Origin of the sequence: Leuconostoc sp. DB-1 (assembly GCF_013414845.1) — a bacterium.
Classification (GTDB): Bacteria; Bacillota; Bacilli; order Lactobacillales; family Lactobacillaceae; genus Leuconostoc; species Leuconostoc mesenteroides.
In genome coordinates this window covers 255,230-275,600 of record NZ_JABFNJ010000001.1, presented here as the reverse complement: position 1 = coordinate 275,600, position 20,371 = coordinate 255,230, and the positions used below count along the sequence as shown (strand labels likewise).

Annotated in this window: 21 protein-coding genes and 1 tRNA gene; 2 read left to right on the top strand and 20 right to left on the bottom strand. The window is 37.7% G+C overall.

The window, feature by feature from the left end; all coding sequences use genetic code 11:
- Nucleotides 1-52: 52 nt before the first annotated feature.
- Nucleotides 53-1,060 (bottom strand): catabolite control protein A, encoded by a 1,008-nt coding sequence (ccpA, locus tag HFP47_RS01335; protein ID WP_011679371.1) that lies wholly within the window; start codon nt 1,058-1,060, stop codon nt 53-55.
- Nucleotides 1,061-1,261: 201 nt separating this feature from the next.
- On the opposite strand from ccpA, the gene HFP47_RS01330 reads away from it, so the two are divergent.
- Entirely contained in the window at nt 1,262-2,359 is a 1,098-nt protein-coding gene (locus HFP47_RS01330; RefSeq protein WP_036090144.1) for an aminopeptidase P family protein, read from the top strand.
- 40 nt (nt 2,360-2,399) lie between these two features.
- Here the strand turns inward: HFP47_RS01330 and HFP47_RS01325 are convergent, their stop codons facing one another.
- The 19 genes from HFP47_RS01325 to HFP47_RS01235 all read right to left on the bottom strand — a co-directional run bounded on the left by HFP47_RS01325 (nt 2,400) and on the right by HFP47_RS01235 (nt 18,688).
- Complete coding sequence (locus HFP47_RS01325; protein WP_042250694.1) at nt 2,400-3,134, bottom strand: CPBP family intramembrane glutamic endopeptidase; 735 nt, start codon at nt 3,132-3,134, stop codon at nt 2,400-2,402.
- A complete protein-coding gene (locus tag HFP47_RS01320) occupies nt 3,127-3,333 on the bottom strand; it encodes a hypothetical protein (RefSeq protein ID WP_011679369.1) in 207 nt (68 codons plus the stop codon). Before HFP47_RS01320 ends, HFP47_RS01325 begins: the two co-directional genes overlap by 8 nt.
- Nucleotides 3,334-4,167 (bottom strand): Cof-type HAD-IIB family hydrolase, encoded by an 834-nt coding sequence (locus tag HFP47_RS01315; RefSeq protein ID WP_179875940.1) that lies wholly within the window; start codon nt 4,165-4,167, stop codon nt 3,334-3,336.
- A 44-nt stretch (nt 4,168-4,211) separates the two neighbouring features.
- Nucleotides 4,212-4,664 carry a SprT family protein gene (locus tag HFP47_RS01310; RefSeq protein ID WP_179875939.1) on the bottom strand — a complete coding sequence of 151 codons (453 nt, stop codon included), beginning with the start codon at nt 4,662-4,664 and terminating at the stop codon, nt 4,212-4,214.
- A gap of 185 nt (nt 4,665-4,849) precedes the next feature.
- Nucleotides 4,850-5,098, bottom strand: a complete 249-nt coding sequence (gene acpP / locus HFP47_RS01305; protein ID WP_010284595.1) for an acyl carrier protein — start codon at nt 5,096-5,098, stop codon at nt 4,850-4,852.
- Nucleotides 5,099-5,147: 49 nt separating this feature from the next.
- Complete coding sequence (plsX, locus tag HFP47_RS01300) at nt 5,148-6,194, bottom strand: phosphate acyltransferase PlsX (RefSeq protein ID WP_025267848.1); 1,047 nt, start codon at nt 6,192-6,194, stop codon at nt 5,148-5,150.
- Between the two features lie 78 nt (nt 6,195-6,272).
- On the bottom strand, nt 6,273-8,303 hold the full coding sequence (recG, locus tag HFP47_RS01295; RefSeq protein WP_179875938.1) for an ATP-dependent DNA helicase RecG: 2,031 nt from the start codon (nt 8,301-8,303) through the stop codon (nt 6,273-6,275).
- A gap of 338 nt (nt 8,304-8,641) precedes the next feature.
- Nucleotides 8,642-8,712, bottom strand: a tRNA-Cys gene (locus HFP47_RS01290).
- A 127-nt stretch (nt 8,713-8,839) separates the two neighbouring features.
- Nucleotides 8,840-9,142 (bottom strand): hypothetical protein, encoded by a 303-nt coding sequence (locus tag HFP47_RS01285; protein ID WP_010289461.1) that lies wholly within the window; start codon nt 9,140-9,142, stop codon nt 8,840-8,842.
- Between the two features lie 40 nt (nt 9,143-9,182).
- Entirely contained in the window at nt 9,183-9,959 is a 777-nt protein-coding gene (locus HFP47_RS01280; RefSeq protein ID WP_011679365.1) for a YibE/F family protein, read from the bottom strand.
- Nucleotides 9,959-11,044 (bottom strand): YibE/F family protein, encoded by a 1,086-nt coding sequence (locus HFP47_RS01275; protein WP_179875937.1) that lies wholly within the window; start codon nt 11,042-11,044, stop codon nt 9,959-9,961. Before HFP47_RS01275 ends, HFP47_RS01280 begins: the two co-directional genes overlap by 1 nt.
- Nucleotides 11,041-11,988 (bottom strand): primosomal protein DnaI, encoded by a 948-nt coding sequence (dnaI, locus tag HFP47_RS01270; RefSeq protein ID WP_179875936.1) that lies wholly within the window; start codon nt 11,986-11,988, stop codon nt 11,041-11,043. The genes HFP47_RS01275 and dnaI overlap by 4 nt, the downstream gene beginning before the upstream one ends.
- 7 nt (nt 11,989-11,995) lie before the next feature.
- On the bottom strand, nt 11,996-13,285 hold the full coding sequence (locus tag HFP47_RS01265; protein ID WP_042250718.1) for a DnaD domain protein: 1,290 nt from the start codon (nt 13,283-13,285) through the stop codon (nt 11,996-11,998).
- The gene (gene coaE, locus HFP47_RS01260) at nt 13,272-13,892 is read right to left on the bottom strand and encodes a dephospho-CoA kinase (RefSeq protein ID WP_140682454.1); all 621 of its coding nucleotides are present in this window, start codon (nt 13,890-13,892) and stop codon (nt 13,272-13,274) included. Before coaE ends, HFP47_RS01265 begins: the two co-directional genes overlap by 14 nt.
- Nucleotides 13,893-14,627, bottom strand: coding sequence for a DUF975 family protein (locus tag HFP47_RS01255; protein ID WP_179875935.1), 735 nt, complete (start codon nt 14,625-14,627; stop codon nt 13,893-13,895). It abuts the gene before it with no gap.
- A 1-nt stretch (nt 14,628) separates the two neighbouring features.
- Nucleotides 14,629-15,462 carry a bifunctional DNA-formamidopyrimidine glycosylase/DNA-(apurinic or apyrimidinic site) lyase gene (gene mutM / locus HFP47_RS01250; protein WP_014324388.1) on the bottom strand — a complete coding sequence of 278 codons (834 nt, stop codon included), beginning with the start codon at nt 15,460-15,462 and terminating at the stop codon, nt 14,629-14,631.
- 190 nt (nt 15,463-15,652) lie between these two features.
- On the bottom strand, nt 15,653-16,948 hold the full coding sequence (locus HFP47_RS01245) for a DEAD/DEAH box helicase (RefSeq protein ID WP_179875934.1): 1,296 nt from the start codon (nt 16,946-16,948) through the stop codon (nt 15,653-15,655).
- A 1-nt stretch (nt 16,949) separates the two neighbouring features.
- Nucleotides 16,950-17,954, bottom strand: a complete 1,005-nt coding sequence (locus tag HFP47_RS01240) for a Gfo/Idh/MocA family protein (protein ID WP_084014717.1) — start codon at nt 17,952-17,954, stop codon at nt 16,950-16,952.
- Nucleotides 17,951-18,688 (bottom strand): GH25 family lysozyme, encoded by a 738-nt coding sequence (locus HFP47_RS01235; RefSeq protein ID WP_179875933.1) that lies wholly within the window; start codon nt 18,686-18,688, stop codon nt 17,951-17,953. Before HFP47_RS01235 ends, HFP47_RS01240 begins: the two co-directional genes overlap by 4 nt.
- Nucleotides 18,689-18,832: 144 nt before the next feature.
- On the opposite strand from HFP47_RS01235, the gene HFP47_RS01230 reads away from it, so the two are divergent.
- Nucleotides 18,833-20,062 (top strand): aminopeptidase, encoded by a 1,230-nt coding sequence (locus HFP47_RS01230; RefSeq protein WP_011679355.1) that lies wholly within the window; start codon nt 18,833-18,835, stop codon nt 20,060-20,062.
- Nucleotides 20,063-20,371: the final 309 nt, after the last annotated feature.

The following is a 20,371-nucleotide window of genomic DNA, read 5'->3' as shown; positions in this document are numbered from 1 at the left end:
CTCTAATTTTACTTTTATTAACGTAACATGTCAAATATTTCAATATTATTTCTTAATTAATTGTTGTTCCTCGTTTTTCAAATGTATGTGGTAACGTAACTTGCATGTTATCCACCACTTCATTATTCATCAATTTAGTTAACATACGCATTGCGACTGCACCAATATCGTACTTAGGTTGACCGATTGATGTTAGAGCAGGACGCGTCACAATTGCAAATTTTGTATCATTTGATGTGATGATTTCAAAATCTTCAGGAACTGACTTCCCTTGATCGCGCATATAATTCATGATTCCTAATGCAACTTCATCATCATGAACAATAGCTGCTGTTGCATTAGTGGCAAAAATTTTATCAGCGATTTGATAGCCAGCAGAATAGTCCTGATGAGAGGCAAATAACAAATCCTCATCAAACTCTTGTCCGGCAGCTTCTAGACCTGCTTGGTAGCCAACTAAGCGATGTTGTTTGTTAATTGCATATTCCATTGGTCCGGTAACTAACGCTACACGTTCATGTCCATTTTTAACTACCATTTCAACCGCTTCTTTAGTAGCTGCAATATAGTCAATGTTAACACTTGGCAAAACCTTTTCAGCATCAATAGAACCAGCTAAAACAACCGGTGCATCAACAGAGGAGATTGTCTTTAAAACTTCACGATCCAATTCATTGCCCATAAAAATAATGCCATCAACTTGCTTGCTGGCAAGATTGTTAATAGCCATTGTTTCACGCACAGGATCTTCATCTGTATTTGTTAGCAAGACATCATAATGATACATATTAGCGACATCATCAATGCCTCGTGCCAGTTCTGAATAGTACATGTCTGTTACGTCTGGCATCACAACACCAATGGTAGTCGTCTTTTTTGAAGCCAGCCCACGTGCTACAGCATTGGGATGGTAACCTAATTCTTCAATCGCATCCAATACTTTACGTTTCGTAGATTCACGGACATTACTGTTGCCATTTACAACTCGCGATACTGTTGCTAGTGATACACCAACTCGACTAGCAACATCATAAATTGTAGCCGTTTGCTTTTTTTGCATAATTTATTCCTCTTTAATACATTTATTATTATTTTTTTTAGAAGTTATCTACACTATTATATCAAATCAGAATCAAATTGCAAACGCTTACAACATTAATTATAAGTGTTTTCACCATTGTTTCACTTTGTTACAAGAAAAGATTCATCATGATGAAAGTGATACAATGTATTTATATAAAATTTCACAGGAGTTAGTGTCATGAATGCAGAAAAAATCAGCGCATTAACTAGCTGGCTGACCAAACAAGAGTTGTCAGGCGCTATCATTACAAATTACCACAGTGTTGCCTATTTAAGCGGTTTTGAATCTGATCCAATAGAACGTGTTTTAGCGCTCGTTCTACTGGAAAATAGTGAACCTTTTTTGTTTGGACCGGCACTGGAAGTCAACAGTATGAAAGAAAGTGGCTGGCGCTATGCTGCTTTTGGCTATGAAGACCATGAAAATCCTTGGTTAAAATTAACTAACCATATTAGAACATTAACCAACGGTAAAAAGTTTGCCATTGAGGCCGATAATCTAACAGTTGCACGTCTTAAATTACTGCAAACCGCCTTTCCTGACGGAGAGTTTTCTATTGACATTACAGATCAAATTAATCAACTTCGCCTAATAAAAACACCAGACGAAATAGCACATATGAAGGCCGCTGGTCGTGATGCGGATCGCGCCTTTGAGATTGGCTTTAACGCTCTAGAGATTGGTATATCAGAGTTAGCCGTTGCCGCTGAATTAGAATATGAACTCAAAAAAGCAGGCGTAGCTAGCATGAGTTTTGAAACGCTAGTTCAATTTGGGGCCCACGCCGCTGACCCACATGGTTCAACATCAACAAATACACTCAATACTGGTGAAATGGCGTTGTTTGATTTAGGAACGATGACTGAAGGATATGCCTCAGATGCCACAAGGACAGTAGCTTTTGGAAACGTGAGCGACGAAGCCAAAAAAATACATGCTATTACGCTCGAAGCACAACTCACGGCCCAATCACAAGCTAAAATTGGTATGACAGCCAGCGAACTGGATGACATCGCACGAAATATCATTACAAAAGCTGGCTATGGTCAATATTTTAATCATCGACTCGGACATGGCTTAGGCTCATCAGTACATGAGTTTCCTTCAATCATGGCGGGAAATGATATGATTCTTGAAGAAGGCATGGTCTTTTCTATTGAACCTGGTATCTACGTTCCAGGTGTTGCTGGTGTCCGTATTGAAGATAGTGGTTATATGAGTAAAGAAGGTTTCATTCCTTATACGCACACAACCAAAGAACTACTACAATTCTGAAATAAATAAAAGACCAATGACTTAAGTCATTGGTCTTTTATTATATAGCATTCATAATTGCTACAACTAGCAATGGTATCATTGTTATACCATTATTCAACATATGAACGGCAATACTATTTTTCAAATCACCAGTTTTTTTGTAAATGTAGGCGAGCACCATCCCCATGCTAGCGTATATCACATAACTTAAGGTGTCGGCGAGATTAGTGGGAATCGTATCCATGTGTGGCAGTGCAAAAACTGCCCCCGACAAAATAATATTTGCCCACCACCAACTTTTGCGGAAAAAATAATTTAAAATAAGCCCACGAAAAACTAATTCTTCAACTACAGGTGCCAAAAACGTACCATAAATTACCATAGCAACCATTGTCACATTTAAATTTGAAGTTAGCTCATTAATAGCCTCTTGATTTTCGGTTGTGGTAACCCCTGTTAGTTGAACCCGTAATTGAGCTAGTATCATCTCGATGGCTATCATAACAAACCACATACCTACTAGCCACCAGAGGCCTCGCCAGTTTCGAATATCTGGTTTGGTAAAGACTGGGCCAGATACATTTTTTCTTAGTAGTCTATAAGCATAGAACCCAATGCCTATATAAAAAATGAACATTGTTGCGGCACACAATATTTGTAAAAATATATTATCTGTTTTTGTAGCAAGGACCAAAGGGATGGGTGCCACAACTATTAAAAATAGCGTAAAAACAACATTGATTATTCTAAGCAGTAAAGATTTTGGTCTTACTTCATTTGTCGTTTCAAGCATCGTCATCCTCATCCAGTGTGCGCTTTTTCTTTTGCCAATACAGCCATACAAAACAAATGTTAAACACGATGAACAAAACAGCAACAAGCGTTATCGTTACCCATAATGGCCAGTTTTGTTGGTCACTCAACAAGAATATTAGGACAAAAAGTGCGAAACTAACAACCGACAGTATGATTCTCGTAATTAAATTACCCATTTATTTTCCTGTATGTTCATTAATGAATTCCGCAACCGCGCCTTCATTATTTGTTTTTGACAATACCAAGTCAGCCATTTCTTTAATTTCCGGTTTAGCATTTGCCACGGCAACACCTACGCCTGCGGCTTTGATTTGAGCTGCATCATTCAAATTATCACCCAACGCAGCAACTTCGTTTCGTGATATTCCCAGCATGTCAGCTAATTCTAATCCGGCAGAACCCTTGTCACTCCCCTTGGGATTGAACTCAACATAACGATTGGAACTGAATGTTGTCAATACCCTATCAGCAAGCTGAGCATTAACCGTGTCAGCAATTTTTTGTAATACATCTGGATCACGATGTTCAAAAATAACTTTCATTATCGTTTTTTCATTCGAAAGAAAATCTAACTTATCGTCGGCCATTTCTTGATATGGCACACTACGTTCTCTCATGTATTGTTCATCATTTTTTGAAATATTATAAATGAATAGTGTATCTATCGTGTAGATGTGTGTATCAATGTCCGCCTGAATCTGGCCAAGAGAGAAAATTTTCTTGGCTAATTCCAAATCCATGCCGTGTTGGACAATAATCTTTTCGCCACCATCTTCATGGATTTCCACGATTGCACCACCGTTGTATGAAACCACGTACTGTTTGTTTTGCTTGTTTAAGCCTAGATCCTTTAATGTACCAAAAACAGACTTATAAGAACGCCCAGTATTAGGAACAAAATAGCTGCCATTTTTCACAAATTTTTGAACAGCAGTGACATTTTGAGAATTAATCGTACCATCATCATCGAGCAACGTTTCATCTAAATCTGAAAGAATCAATTTTATCATTATAATCTCCAATTGTGTTTGTACATTCATTATAACAAAACAGTTTATTTATTCGATAATTTACCAATAAATTTTATCCGTGCTTGACACTGACCACATCGATAGCGTTCAGTTTGAAATCGGCGTTTTCGAATAATATCATGCCCATTTTCACAACGATATAACCACTGACACTTAGGTGATTGTCTTTCACCAATATCAGGTGCATATCGAATACCGCCCACACGCACTAATAATTGTTTAAAATCGCTATCCTTGTGTTGATACCCTTGATGACTTAAATGTAGATGATAGTGTACCAATTCATGCTTGATAATTTTGTTAAAGTCTTCTAATGTAACCATTTTAGGATTGAATTCTAAATCATGTGTTTTCAAAAGATAGCGACCACCTGTTGTTCGTAGATGGCTATTGAATGTTGCATGATGTTGAAATGGACGATCAAAACTATCAAATGATATTTTCTCAACAAGATTTTGTAATTCGTTATCTGTCATTTTAACACATCGTTTCAATTAATATTTTGGCCAACCATACAAAAAGTCCCCAAACAAATAACAACTTGTGAGGACTTACTTTAACAAAAATATATCATGATTCAGTACAATGCCTGCAATCATTAAAACGTATCTATATTGTAAATGTTTGTTAGTCCAATGAATGACACAAAGTATTTAAACATTTAATTTTGGTGTTCAACAATGTAGTCGACTGTCTGTTGCAACGTAACCAAATTTTCAGCATCATCATCAGAAATTTCGACATTAAACATATCTTCTACTTCTAATACCAGCTCAACAAAGTCGATAGAATCCGCATCGATATCTGTCAAAAAATTCAAATCCGGCGTAATGGTATCTCTTTTCACATTAAATCGTTCTGCAATTTCATCCGCCATCATATTATAAATTGCTTCTTTTTCCATTGCCATCAGTAATTACTCCCAGAATCTTTAATCTAAAGAACTATTATACCATAACTTATTCACTAATTTGTGACTGCAATTCATTCTTCGCAGCTTGCAACTCATCCTTATGGTCTGCAATGTATGTTCGAATATCTGGTACTAGATTTTTTTCAATCATTTTTTTAATCTGTCCCATTGTATTAGCAACTGCATTAGCTTTGGCAGAACCATGCGTTTTAACGACAGGCGCATTAACACCTAAGATTACTGCACCACCAGCTTCATTATAGTCCAACTTCTTTTGAATATCTTTGAAAGCTGGCTTTAACAAGAGACCGCCCATCTTACCACGAAGCCCTGTTTGCATAATAGCCTGCTTAATTTGCTTCAACATCATCAATGCAGTGCCTTCCGTTGCTTTCAATGCTGCATTACCCGAAAAGCCATCAGCTACCACTACGTCTGCAGTTCCTTCTAATAATTCACGTGCCTCAACATTACCCAAAAAATTAAAAGATTGTGAGTTTTTCATCAGCTGATGCGCTATTTTATGAACCTCATCCCCTTTATCCTCTTCTGCGCCATTGTTCAATAAACGCACTCGTGCATCATTAATTCCTAAAACATGAGAAGCATAAAAGCTCCCTAATATTCCGTATTGATATAAATGTGAGGCTTTACTTTCAGCATTTGCACCCAAATCCATAAATACAAATTGATCATTTTCACCAGCAAAGCTTGGTAAAGCGGTGGCCAAAGCTGGACGGTCAACACCTTTGATACGACCAATCAAGAAAATAGCACTTGATAGTAGGGCCCCTGTATTTCCAGCACTAAATAAAGCATCGGCATCGCCAGCTTTAACGGCATTTGCGGCACGAACCATTGATGAGTCTTTTTTACGTCGCATTGCTTTAACCGGCTCATCACCCATCTCAATAACTTCAGTTGTGGGAATTAAGGTAATATGTGACCAATCCTTTACAAGTGGCTTAACCTGTTCACTTGTTCCAAAGAGTAAAAATTCAATATCTGGATAACGATCACGAGCTATTTCTACACCCTTGACTATTTCCATCGGTGCGTAATCGCCACCCATTGCATCTATTGCGATTTTCATATTTTTTAAATGTGTCAACTAATATTAGCTGAACACGTTCCTTTCCATTTTTAATCTCTATTCTTACGCCAACACTGCTTAATCTAAGTGCCGATAATGCGCCATTGTTCTTGATAAGTAATCCACTAGTTCCTGATTTTCAGAGGATTTATCCCAATCGTCAGTACTAACCATACTAATTGCTTCTTGCTGAGCGACTTCCATCATTTTCAAGTCTTTAATCGGATCCCCAACGGCAAATTCTGGTACACCAGACTGTTTGGTTCCTAATATATCGCCAGAACCGCGTAGTTCTAGGTCTTTTTGCGCTAAGAGAAAACCATCTGTTGTCTCAACCATTGCATCAAGCCTAGCACGGCCATAATCGGTCTTTGGATCTGCGACTAAAATCGTGTACGATTGTCTCGTACCACGACCAACTCGACCGCGCAATTGGTGTAATTGTGCCAATCCAAATCGATCTGCGTCCATAATTAACATGATACTAGCATTGGGTACATCAACACCCACTTCAATGACTGTAGTAGAAACTAAAACCTGAATTTTGTTTCTTTTAAAGTCGGCCATCAAAGCTTTTTTTTCGTCGTTCGAGAGCCGACCATGAAGTAAGCCAATTGTGTCATTTGGCAGTTCAAGTTGTAATGCTTCATACATTGCTTGCGCATTCTGCACATCTAATGCTTCTGACTCTTCAATCAGAGGCGTCACAACATATGCTTGCGCGCCCTCTGAGAGTTGTTGTTTAAGAAAATTAATTGCCGAGTCAATTTGATTATGACTAATCTTTCGTGTCTGAATTTGCTTGCGACCATTGGGTAGTTGATCAATTATTGATACATCCATTTCTCCATAGGCAGTGATAGATAAGGTACGAGGAATTGGCGTGGCCGTCATTGCTAGTATATCAGGATTCACACCATTTTCACGTAATTTTGCACGTTGATTGACACCAAATCGATGTTGTTCGTCAATCACTGCTAAACCTAGGTGATGAAACATTACATCCGGTTGTAACAACGCATGTGTGCCAACTAAGATATCTATTGTTCCGTCAGCTAAATCTTCTAATAGTTGACGTCGAGCTGCAGCTTTCATACCACTGGTCAATAGTTCAATGCGAATGTCAACGCCTGATTTTTCAAACATTAAAGCTAAATTAATGGCGTGTTGCTGAGCCAAAATTTCAGTCGGCGCCATCAATGCAGCTTGCATTCCTGCGGTGACAACAGCATATAATGCAATTGCTGCAACTACCGTTTTACCAGAACCTACATCACCTTGTAATAAGCGGTTCATGTGAACTGGACGTTTTTGATCTGTCAAAATTTCAGAAACAACTTTTTGTTGTGCCCCCGTCAATGTGAAAGGTAAGCCAGCTTCAAATTTGTTTAGCGCTTTACTATCATAATTAATACCTTCACCGGAAAAGTTCTTATCAGCTAATTTGAGCAATTGTAATCTCATTTGAAATATAAAAAATTCCTCAAAAGCTATACTTCGGCGTGCTAATTTAGCTTGCTCCATGTCAGCGGGAAAATGCATATTTTCAATTTGCGTATTTCTGTCTAGTAAACGGTATTTTTGACGAATTTTATCGGGCACTAACGAGCCAACTGTACCACGTACATCGGCCCACGCAATTTCTATCAAATGACGTATTGTTTTAGCGCTTATTTGTTTTGACGAAGGGTAAATTGGGTCAAGTTCATTGGAAGCCTTGGAGATCACTTTCATTCCTGTCAAGGACGCTTTAGCAGCATCATAAGTACCATAAACAGCAACTTCTTGGCCGACCTCGACATTTTGAGCAATCCATGGCTGATTAAAGAATGATACACGTACATTTTCATGCTCTATCATTAGTCCAAAACGTGTTTGAGATCGTTTGCCAAAACGAGTCACAACAGCGGGTGTACTCACAATTCCCTTAAAAGTAGCCTTTTCTCCATCCAATGTTTCAGAGGGTAGCCGTTCTCCTAAGTCTTCATAACGGAATGGAAAATAATTGATTAAATCCTCAATGGTAAAAATACCAATTTCATGTAACGCATCTAAGCGCTTAGGACCTACACCTGGCAAAATATTCACATTGTCATTTAGGGTTATCATCTTGAATATTATAACATATAAAAAAGTACCGATAGCGTGGCAACAGCAACAGCAGAGCAATGCTATCTATATCATTTCTTGACTTCATTTTAAAAAAAATAGTTGGCAGTGTCTGCCTGTATTTGCTCGTCAAACGCTAACATCAATTCAATGGTTGAAAGACATCAACAATATTTTTCATGTTATCTATTTTTTCACCAAATAGCTTTTTATTCGCTTGCAGGCAAAATCTTCAATCATAACTATTTCTTATATAAAAAACACTGCTAAAATTATAATGTCAGCTTGTTCAATTAAACTAGCATCCATAAAATTTTACAGCGTTTATCATATTTAGAAGGTAGTAACCGGAGTCGAACCGGCGATCACGGTTTTGCAGACCGTTGCCTTACCACTTGGCTACACTACCAAACTTATTTGCGTTGTCACATCAAACAACAACGCTCTTAATTATATATAAAATTGATCAAAATTACAACATTTTGGTTACTTTTCATATACATTGTTACTAATCGGTCTTTAAACACGGTTTTCAGTTAGCCCAACCGATTATCCAAAAGTATTCTTTGTAACTCTTCTTCAATTTCAGGTGTCTTAACCCATTCTTCCCAGCCATCATATTCCAAAGGCAATAGTTTATAGTGTGAATTAATATACTCTTCCACTTTTTCTACGTGAGTGGAGCGTGGTATGTTCACTTTCAAAATCTGAACACTTTGAATAAACCCGTGTTCAGCCGCATACTCAGCACGACCATTATGAGGGATGTTTCCTAGCTCAAAATAAGAACTGCCGTCATTACGTGTGATTCGTTCAATTAAATCAAAAGTTTCTTTCATAATGAATTAATTTTTAATAATGAAGTCTTAGAAGTGGACTTCATTCTCCTTTTCTCATATTTTTGCTTTGTATTTTTACATATCCATGTACAACTAATCGACTAGCTACCCAGATACTCATCAAAATTCCTAGCATACCCAACAACATTGTAACAACTTCCATCATTAATAACTTTGCATTAAAAAACATTGCGATTGAATACCGTAAGCGAATAAACCAGATTAAAAGCGGTAAATTGGCCCCTAAAACCCCAAAGAAAAGTGTGTTAATAGCTGTACCTAATATTTGCCCACCGATAATATGTGCATGCGCATATAGACTTTTTTTGCTCAAATTTGGTGTACGCTCTATAACCTCATTCAAGTCCGCCACAATAGCCATTGCGGCTTCAGCAACAGCCCCTAAAATGGATATAACCATTACAATTACAGCGACCTTTGTGAAAGGAAGACCGACATTCAACGATAAGCCTTCCAGTTCTTCCGAATTTTCGGTTGCAAATCCTTGAAACTGGCCTAAATGCTGAACCAAAATCGCCACTACCATCAAAATTGACACAACTATTAAGCTTGTCTTAAAAGCTGTATTAGTCACAAATTGATTTTCTGCACCTAAATAAATTGCAAGAGCCAAAATAATGACACTCATTAAAGCCGTAACAATGTAAGCATTAAATTGCCAATTGATTAAAATCATTAAAATGAAAATGACGATAAAGTTCAACACCAAGCCTACAAAAGCTTTCATTCCCTGAACACCGCCAACAAATACCATTAAAATAAATAAAATAATTATTAATAATCCAATTGCATTCATTAGTCCACCACCTTGTATCGCTCAGCAATCCAGCCAACCAAAGCACTAGTGACAGGGACAGCTAATACAATGCCGATTCCAGAAATAACTGTCTGTAAAATACCTAGGTTCATAATTTGGTCAAGTATATAGGGCCAATTATTGCCATTTCGTAGCATCAAAAAAACCATCGGCATTGTTTCCGCAATGAAAATCATGAATAGTACATTAATTAATGTACCCATAATATCGCGCCCAACATTCATTCCCGCATGCCAATAATCCTTGAAGTGTCGCTCGATTTTTTCACGACGCAGACCAAATAACGCAGCAACAATATCTGCAGCTTCATCCATAACCGCTCCTAGAACACCAATAATCGTTTGGGCGATAAACAAAGTCACTGGCACTTGCGTTACATACGACATTGTTTCAAAATGAACACCTTCATTACCTGTAATTTTAAGGGCAGCAAACATGATGAACATCGTAAGGACCGTTGATAAAAGAGTTGCCAAAAGCGTAACCACCATCTGAAGGGTTCTGCCCAATACTAATACCAAACTCAGTGAGGCTACAACGATAGCTAAAATACTAAAAATCAAAATGACATTCGGATTTTTAAGATGAACATCTATATATAATGCAATTGCAAAAAGAATCACATTAGCGACAAGGCTGAGGGTTAGCCATGACGTCGCACGCCATTTTCCGTAAATCAATAACAGCCCTAATAGTAAAACAACTAAAGATCCGATGACTGCGTCACGTTTAAGAGATATAATGCGAGAATGTCCCGCATGCCCTGTTAATAATAGCTGGTCTCCAACTTTGTACTTATGTGTCACAGTTTGCGAATCGGTGTATTGATTTGTCAACTTAATGATTTTGTTTCTGTTTAACAGTTTAACCGTTAATTGTTGATGATAAATATTATCTGTATTATTATGCTCATCTGTCGTTTTTTGTTTGGACTGAACTTTGACATGCGTAACCTGCCCTACTGGCTCTTGATACAAAAATGAATCAGATCTCAATAGAAACCAAGCAGCAATTACGGCAATGGCCACAAACCAATAATTTTTTGTTTTTTTTAGGAATATCAATTTTCTAACCGTTTATTTTTTCCTGTCATTTGGACCGGCTTAGCTAGAAACTTCACTCTTTGCATGAGTCTAGCAGCTTTAATAGGTTCATTACCTTCCCTAGTTTGCGACAGATATTGTTCAAACCCATTCGCATCAAAATTAGAGGTAAAAAAAGTTGTTAACTCATTTTGCATACGGTATTCCAAAATAATACCAAGAATCGAATCTCGGCTCCACGCTGTCAACGTATCTGCGCCAACATCGTCAAGAATTAACACAGAAACACTTTTTGCCTTACTTAATAATTCATCCAAAGATTCATTTTTATGATCAAATGTTGCCTTCAAATCACTAATAAATGAAGGGAAATGTAATAACATAACGCCTATGTTATTAACGGCCAATGCGTTAGCAAGAGCCCCCATCATATATGTTTTACCTACGCCAAAATCACCGTATAAATAAATACCTTGAACAAAGTTGTTTTGGACCGTACTAGTTAAGTTTTTTAGAATTTTATTGAGCGAAACAAATGCTTCCGTTTTACCCTGTTCCTCTTGGGCATGATCAATGATTTCCTGCCCGATAGTGCTCCAATCTGCTGAACGAACAGATTTTGGCATTTTGTACAAAGTCAGTTTTTCACGTTGCATTAATTGTTTGCGTGTTTTTTCATCAGCAACATAATGAACTATTGGATAACCTTTTTCAATCGTTAACTGTGGATAATATCCTGGATAGAGAACTTTTCCCCCAGCTGCAATTCTTTTCTTTTGTTGAATGTACTCATACAGATCACCCATTTTAAGTTGAAAAGCATCTGAGTTCAATTCATCTTGATGCTCATTCCAAAAAGAACGTATATCTTGATCCTTTCCAATGGATTCAATAATATCCGATAAATTAGCTTTATTAGCATATTGTTGCTGAAATTGCTTGAGTACTTCAGATAAATTCTGCATATTAATCTCAATTCTTAGTCTTAATATTCAACTTTTTTAGTTCAGCTAAGGCTTCCGCTACTTCATCCACAGAAGTTGCTGGCTTATTTTGGGAAGTATCAGAAGGCATTTTTGGTTCGACACGCGTCACTTTTTTGGTATAGTTTCGCTTTGTAGGGCGACTAGGTTGATATTTTTCAATTGCATCTAGTGCTGCTTCAGCCGAATTCACATGCATTTTCAACCATGAATTAGCAATTGTTTCCGCTGTATCAACATTGACAGTATCACGATTTCGTTTACCCAACTCGTACCAAACCAACATGTTGACAACCTCTGCTTTGAGGCGCACATCTTTGATCATTTTACTGATGAAATAATATTCATTTCGTGTCACAAATCCGCCACCTTTTTTAAACTTAACATCTTCAATAAAGGCATTAGGCGCTAATGTTTTTGCATCTTGAACTAATTGTAACATTTCTCTGGAACGGTTTTGTTGTACTGGCTGTGAGACCACCGGCTCTGCAACGACGGTTGTACGATTCTGACGCATAACTTGCTGCAAAATCTTTTCGTCAACATCATGCGTATCTAATGATATTGCCTGGGAGGTATAGCCAGCCAGCGTCACCTCATCAACACCGTAAATCACGTGCATCGATACTAAGAAATCACGATGTTGTGCTAACTTTTCTATTGTTGTACCTCTCACTAAGCCGGTAAAGTTTTCAAAATTAAAGTCATCTTCTATTTCAATTTTGCCATGACTTGCTTTTACTTCAACTGTTGGTAATGAGGTAGCTGTATCGTGCTTGAAGACCTGTAAAAACTTGGCGGATATATTATCCCCCTTCACGTTTGGTTGTCCTTGTGTAGCATATCGTTTCTGGAGTGTTAAATAACGTTCTTCCCCAACATATTTAAACAATAGTCCGGCCAATAATTTTTCTTTGAAAAAACTGTCAACGTCAAGCGGAGCAAATAATTGATACGTATAAATTTCTCCCAAAGCATCTTCCGTATAGAGTGTCGTCAATAGGCCAACCGCTTCTAAACGACGACGAACCTTAACAAAATCGGGTAAACTGACATTCAGACTATCTAAAATAAAATTATGATCTTCACGTGCATCTAGTCGTGTATTGTAGGGTAATTCTCTTACCAACATATGGTACAATGCATATCCAGTTGCACCAATAAACGGCGTGTATAAATCAAAAGCACGATCTAAATCAGTCAATGTGATTGGTGTGTTTGACTGCACAAAAACACCAGCCTTAGCGTGAAACTCAATTGTGCCATCATTTTGCATCATGCGTTGACGCGATCTCCTTTATTTTTTTGATTAAAACTGTAACTTGTTTCTGTAGCTCTTCGATACGGCCATTATTGTCTATAACATAATCAGCTCTCGCAATTTTCTGCGACATAGGTAACTGTGCCTTTACACGATTACGTGCCTCCATATTACTAAGTTGATCACGATTTTCCAAACGAGATAATTGAATTTCTTCGCTAGCAGTAACAACAATTATTTTGTCCACTAACTTATTTTTATCATAGTCTCGTTCAAATAACAATGGCACATCCAGGACTAATATTGGCACATTTTGTAAACGCCAAAAATTAATTTTATCTGCCATAGCACTGCTAATGGCTGGTTGCATAATATCATTTAATTTTTTTAATTGGGCACCATCTTCAAAGACAATTTGACCAAGCTTACGTCGATCTAATACGCCATTGTCAATTATCCCTGGACCAAACGCTAATTTAATTTTCTCAAGCGTTGGTGTTCCTGGCTCAACAACTTCACGAGCCACTATATCTGCGTCAACAATTGGAAAACCTGCTTGACGCAACAAAGCGCTAACTGTTGATTTCCCTGTAGCAATTCCACCTGTTAAACCAATTGTCAACATTTACTGTTCCTCGCTTACTTCATTATTTAGCTTAAATAACCGACGTGAATAAGCTACCTTAGTAGCATTCAGATAAGGAATAACATAAATGTAAGCCAAGCCAGCTGTCAATATTCCTAATAAATGCCAACCAATAAAACTCAAGTCTAATAAAAATAATTCCCACTTACGGCCATTCATTATTTTTCGGCTACGCGTAATATAATCTGTCAATGCATTGGCTTGTTTTCCAGCATCCAAATCTAGTTTATAACTAAAATACGTTTGAGCGTAGGAATAATGCTTAATCAATCCGGGAATTGTAAACAGCATCGTCCAAAGGAAAGTCAACATGGACTGCACGACGGCTAATAGCAGACTTTGCGGAAATTTACCATTATTAAATATTTGAAAAGTTTGAATGAATGTTGGATTCTTTTTAGGATTATTAAACCAATCAATAATTGTCCAAGAAACAGACCACATAAATGTTAGCCCAGCTGCATCTTGCAATACTGAAACAATTACTTCGCTCGGATTCAGACCCGGAGATGCTGTTGTTGAAGAAACATCAGCGCTAGACATTAGATTGGTGTCTTTGATCATCGCATACACTGTGAAAGTCATCATTGATAAGGTCGTCACTGTCACAATAATCGCGATAATATTAATTTTGATAGCTGTTCCTAGTCGACCCTTCATCAATTTCTTTGCGTCGCGTTTGACGTCAATAATACTTATTGGTTCTTGATTCATATTAATCCTTCTCCACTTGACAAAATGGACAAAATGTCGTGCCACGTTGACCAACTTTTATTTTAACCATTGGCGTATTGCAACGTAAACATGGTTCGCCAGCATGCCCATAAGCCTGTAATTCATTTTGAAACTTGCCCACCTCACCAAAAACATTACTAAAACTATGCACTGTTGTACCGTGATGCTTAATCGCTCGTTTAATTTCTGAAATGATGTTTGCTCTAAGAACACTCAGTTGAACTTCATCTAGTACATTGGCCGGCGTTTTGGGATGAATTTTGCTTTGCCACAGAACCTCATCAGCATAAATATTACCAATACCAGCTATTTGTGTTTGATCCAATAAAAATGTTTTAACAGGCCTTCTAGACTTTGAAAAAATGGCCTTCATATAAGATAAAGTCAGCTGCTCCTCTGTCGGTTCTGGTCCTAATTTGGACAACGAAGGCACTTCTGTGTTTTCAAAACCAGTTGTGGTCAACGCCATGCGCCCAAAGCGTCTCGTGTCATTGTAAAACAAAGCTCGCTTATCAGATAATTCAAAGACAATCTCTGTATGTTTATAAGGGACCGTCTCAAGGGACTCTACTGAATATTGCCCTTCCATTCGTAAGTGCGAAACAATCGTATGATTATTCGCTAAACGTAGTAATAAATATTTACCACGACGATCAATTTGTTTAAATTCTGTGTTCATGACACCGGTGATGAACTGCTGCCCATCACCAGTAATAACTTTTGGGTAAGGTAACTGTACATCAATAATTTTGCTGCCAATAATTAGTTTTTCAAGCCCACGTCTGACTGTTTCAACTTCTGGTAGTTCTGGCATCTTCCCTCCTGCTGTCTTGTAAAACAAGACTAATTGTTTTATAGCTTGATTTTATAAATTTGCCTTGCATTATTTCTATATTACATTATTTTAACACACAGGCACTAAAGCGCACCCAATCAAATATTGTGTGCGCTTTTAACTTTATATCATATTGTCACGCAAATAACCAAGTATCAAGCTAACCCAATCACTTCGTTTTCCCGTTCTTAGCCCACTTTGGTTTTCCCTTATCTTTGGAACTTTTTGCACGTTTCTTATTTTTAACTTTTGTGGTAGGCTCAACTATAACTTCTTTTTTTGTTACCAAAGGAGCGGCACTTGAAGACTTTTTGGCTTTAGAGACAGATGAAACATTATTTGTGTTTGTATCTTTTGTGACAGTCTTTTCTTGGGACTTTATACTTTTTTCAAACAAGTTTTCTGCTTTGTCTAGATTAAAGCTATCCCCTAATTCTCTTTTCAGGTCACGAATGTCATGATCGTTACCAAGATTCAATACACGACCTATTTTTCCCATACGTCCTGTTCGTCCCGTCCTGTGGACATAGGCTTTCTTACGTTGTGGCAATTGTGCGTTCACTACTAATGGCAGATCTTCAATATCTAATCCTCGCGCCGCAACATCAGTTACTAACAATAAAGTTACTTCACCTTTTTTGAATAAACGCAAAGCGTCTGCACGTTGCACTTGGCGCTTGTCATTACTACCGATGCTCATAACACTCACATGAGCGTGTCGCAAGGTAGCTTGCATATTCACTAAAGCACTGATTGTATTAAAGAATACCAAAGCCTGTTGATTATTTCGGGCTAATTGTATTAATACTTTTTCTTTTGCACGTTGATCCACGTACTGGAATTCATGCTTAATAGATACCGGCGCATCTGTTCCTACAGAAATCGGATGCACTTTTTGTTCAAACGTGTCACTGACATAGTTTAGATCCACACCAGAAGTTGCTGAAAACAATCCTAATTGAATATGTGAAGGCAACTTATCTGCTAGCTCCTGTAAACTGTCATGACGTTCCTCAGTTAACATTGCATCAGCCTCATCAAAAATAACGGTTGCAATATGATCTAATTTTAGTACGCCACCGTCTACCATTGTCAGCACACGACCCAAAGTGCCAACTACAATGTGCGGCTTGTCTTTCTTGATTTTATCAGCTTGTCGACGGCCATTTGCGCCACCAATTAAACTAGCTACACTTGCACCAACAACATTCCCCCATTCTCGAGCGACCTGTGTTGTTTGCATGGCCAATTCTTGGCTGGGCGCTAGGATCAATACTTGTGTACGTTTCAAGTTCGTGTCAATACGAGATAAAACTGGTAATACAAAAGCTAATGTCTTACCAGTTCCAGTTGGTGCTAAACCAAATATTGAATCGCCATCCGTCAAGCGTTGCCAAACAGCACTTTGTATAGGCGTTGGTGTATCAAAAGAGGCGTTAAATTTTTCTAAAAGTTCAGGTTTCATTTTATTCCTTTATATCTGCAGGAAACTCAATGCCTGCAGACTGACGCAAGTCAAACAATGTCTGGTTCACTTGCTTCGCCAACTGAAACCACTGACTATATTCAGCGTGATTTTTAGTTGGGTCGTTAATAATATTTGCAAAATCCTGACTCTCACGAATCATGGGATTTTCTTCGGGTACATCTCCTAAATGATTATTGTTTCCTTCACCATCATAATAAGTAACCTTTTCAAGCTCTGCAATATTGCTGACACTAATTGTATCCTTTAATCCATAAAACTCGCTTGGTAAATACGAATTTGAAGTTTTACCGAAGATAACAGTTACATTAAAATTGTCGTAAAATAGATTGGCTACACCACTACCATCGGCCCCGTTGCGTAATAGTCTAGGTAAATACTGTACGGCATTAGGCGCACCATAAACAGCCAACGCTGCGTATATTGGATAGACGCCCAAATCATATAACGCACCAGCACTGAACTCTCTCGTCAGAACATTTGGCTCCTGCCCAGCTAAGTAAGCATCATAACGGGATGAGTACTTTTGATAAACTAGCGTTGCCCCTTGTAACTGATCCATCTTAGCGACTGTTTCCTGAATGGCCTTGAAATTTGGTTGATGAACATGGCGAGCAGCCTCAAATAAACGCACATCTGGATGTGTTGCTAGCAGAGATTCTATTTTTTCAAACTCTGTTGGGTTACTAAACGAAGGTTTTTCAACAATCACGTGAACGCCGGACTGAATGGCTACCTTAGCCTGTTCAAAATGCAAAGCGTTCGGTGACGCTATATAAACCACATCAATATTTTGATATAAATCACTTAAAGTAGTAACTACATCAACATTGTCTGTATCAAGGTCTAATGATGCTAAAAATTTTTCACCACTAGCTTGTGAACGTGAATAGACTGTTGTTAAATCATACGCTTTTGTTTTTATTGCTGCATCAATGAACATTGCCGTGATCCAGCTTGTACCAATAATACCCAATTTAATCATTTGTACACCTCAAATTTTTTTTGCGTGCCATTAAACACTGTCGTTGGCATTTTAATTGCCTTCAACCCTGATCCAATTGTTTGATCTTCATCATATTGAATAAATAAGTTCTTGCTGTCTGTATTTTTTGTATTGTCTTCAATCAACCAATATTTTGTTTTGGAAATTGTGGACGACAACTTCTTTTGAACATTTGGTGTTGTATAAATAATCATGTCATGATTATAGTGCGAAGCTAGTATTTGGACTAGCGATGCTAAACGTTGCTTGGATGTTGCCGTACTAATCTGATCAGCCGTCACTGAAATTGCAATTGGCAGCTCACCAATATTGTTTCCCACATTGTCAATATAGTATTGTGCTTGTGTCGCTGCTGTGACGCTCGCATCATAAACATGAATGGTCCCAACTTTCAAATGGGCTGATTTAGCGCGGGAAAAACTCGATTTATAACCACCATACATGACCGAACTACCAGATGTCGTGCGCATATAAACAAAGCTCACACCATTACTTGCTAGATTATTAAAATCAACATAGTTAGATGTTTGGTTAATTGACACACCCTGCACTGAAAAGCCGCTAGGAATTGTATTTGTTTGTGTCACCACTGGTTTCGCAAAAACCCAGACAGTAAATGAACAAACAATACCAGACAGAATCAATAGCCAAGAAGTAAATGTTAGTAATTTTTTAGTTTTATATTGTGAGGCACTTGCAAATACATTTTCCATACTATTATTATACAAGAAAATAGATACTTACGCCTATTAACATGCCTTACGAAAATGATAAATCAATAACAAAAAACTTGCTAACATGGTGCATTAATGGGAAAATTGACAGACAAACTAAATTTACTCATACGGAGAGAAAACATGTCTTTAGAAACAAAACTCAACAAGTACGCTGAACTCATCGTAAAAAAAGGGGTTAACGTCCAACCAGGACAAACAATAATCCTTTACGCAGCAGTTGACGAAGCTTATTTTGCTCGTAAAATTGTTGCCGAAGCTTATAAAGCAGGTGCTCACGAGGTTGTTATGGAATGGTCAGATCAAACGATCGCCAAAGAATTTCTAAATCATACGTCGCTAGACCGTCTGAAGGAAGTACCAAATTATCAGGTAACTAAAGCAAATGAATTAATGGACAAATACGCCTCCCGCATTTCATTAATTTCACAGGATCCTGATGGTTTGGCTGACGTTGATGCAGAAAGATTAGCTACATTGACAAAAGCCAATCAAAAAGCATTATTCCGCGTTCGTGAAGCAACGATGAAAGATGATATCTCATGGCTTGTTGTGGCAGCAGCTGGTCAAGAATGGGCAGAAAAAGTATTCCCAGATTTAAAAGGACAAGATGCAGTGAACCGCTTGTGGGAAGAAATTCTCAAAGATGTGCGTATTGATGATGATAGTGATGCAGTGGATAACTGGGATCTACACATCAACAAACTCAAAAACAAAGCCGATTGGTTAAACGAACAAAATTTCAAAGAACTACATTACAAAAACGCAAAATCGGCTTTCACAATTGGATTAGCTGAAGGTCATGTCTGGGAGGCTGCTTACTCCCAAGATAAAGCCGGCAACATCTTCATTCCAAACATGCCGACTGAGGAAGTCTTTACAGCACCAGATAACCGTAATATCCATGGTCATGTGGCAGCAACGCTTCCACTGTCTTATCAAGGTAATGTCATTGAAAATATTGAATTAGATTTTGAAGACGGTCGCATTGTCAAAGCACAAGCTACTTCTGGATTAGATGTATTAGAAAAAATCATCAATACTGACGAAGGGTCTAAATCACTAGGTGAAGTTTCTCTAGTACCCGACCCTTCACCAATTGCACAAAGTGGTATTTTATTCTACAATACCCTCTTTGATGAAAATGCTTCCGATCATTTGGCCATCGGTGCTGCTTATGCTTCTAATATTTCAGGTGGAAAAACAGAAAAACCAGAGAATTTAGCGAAGCGCGGATGGAATATTTCAGATGAACATGTTGACTTTATGATTGGATCAAATGATATGGACATTGATGGTGTCACTCAAGATGGTGAGGTTGTACCAGTATTCCGTTCAGGTGATTGGGCATAAGTTCCTGCATCCTGCCCAAACTTCGAATAAGTGATACACTAGGTTAGAGGTTTACGTATGTTTAATAATCTATTAGATAATTGGGATGGTGGCCGACCAAGGTCAAAAAGACTTTATGATCTATTTTTCATTATTTTTATCGCAATTATAGGTCATGTTGATTTTTGGTATTTTCATCCCCAAAGTAGTATAAGATTCCGATTTATGATAATCATTACAACCCTAATTGCATTAATTTATTTACTTCAGTTGCCTCGTTTAACAAATAATTCTAGTGTCCCCTATAAATTATTGTCGCTATACTATTTT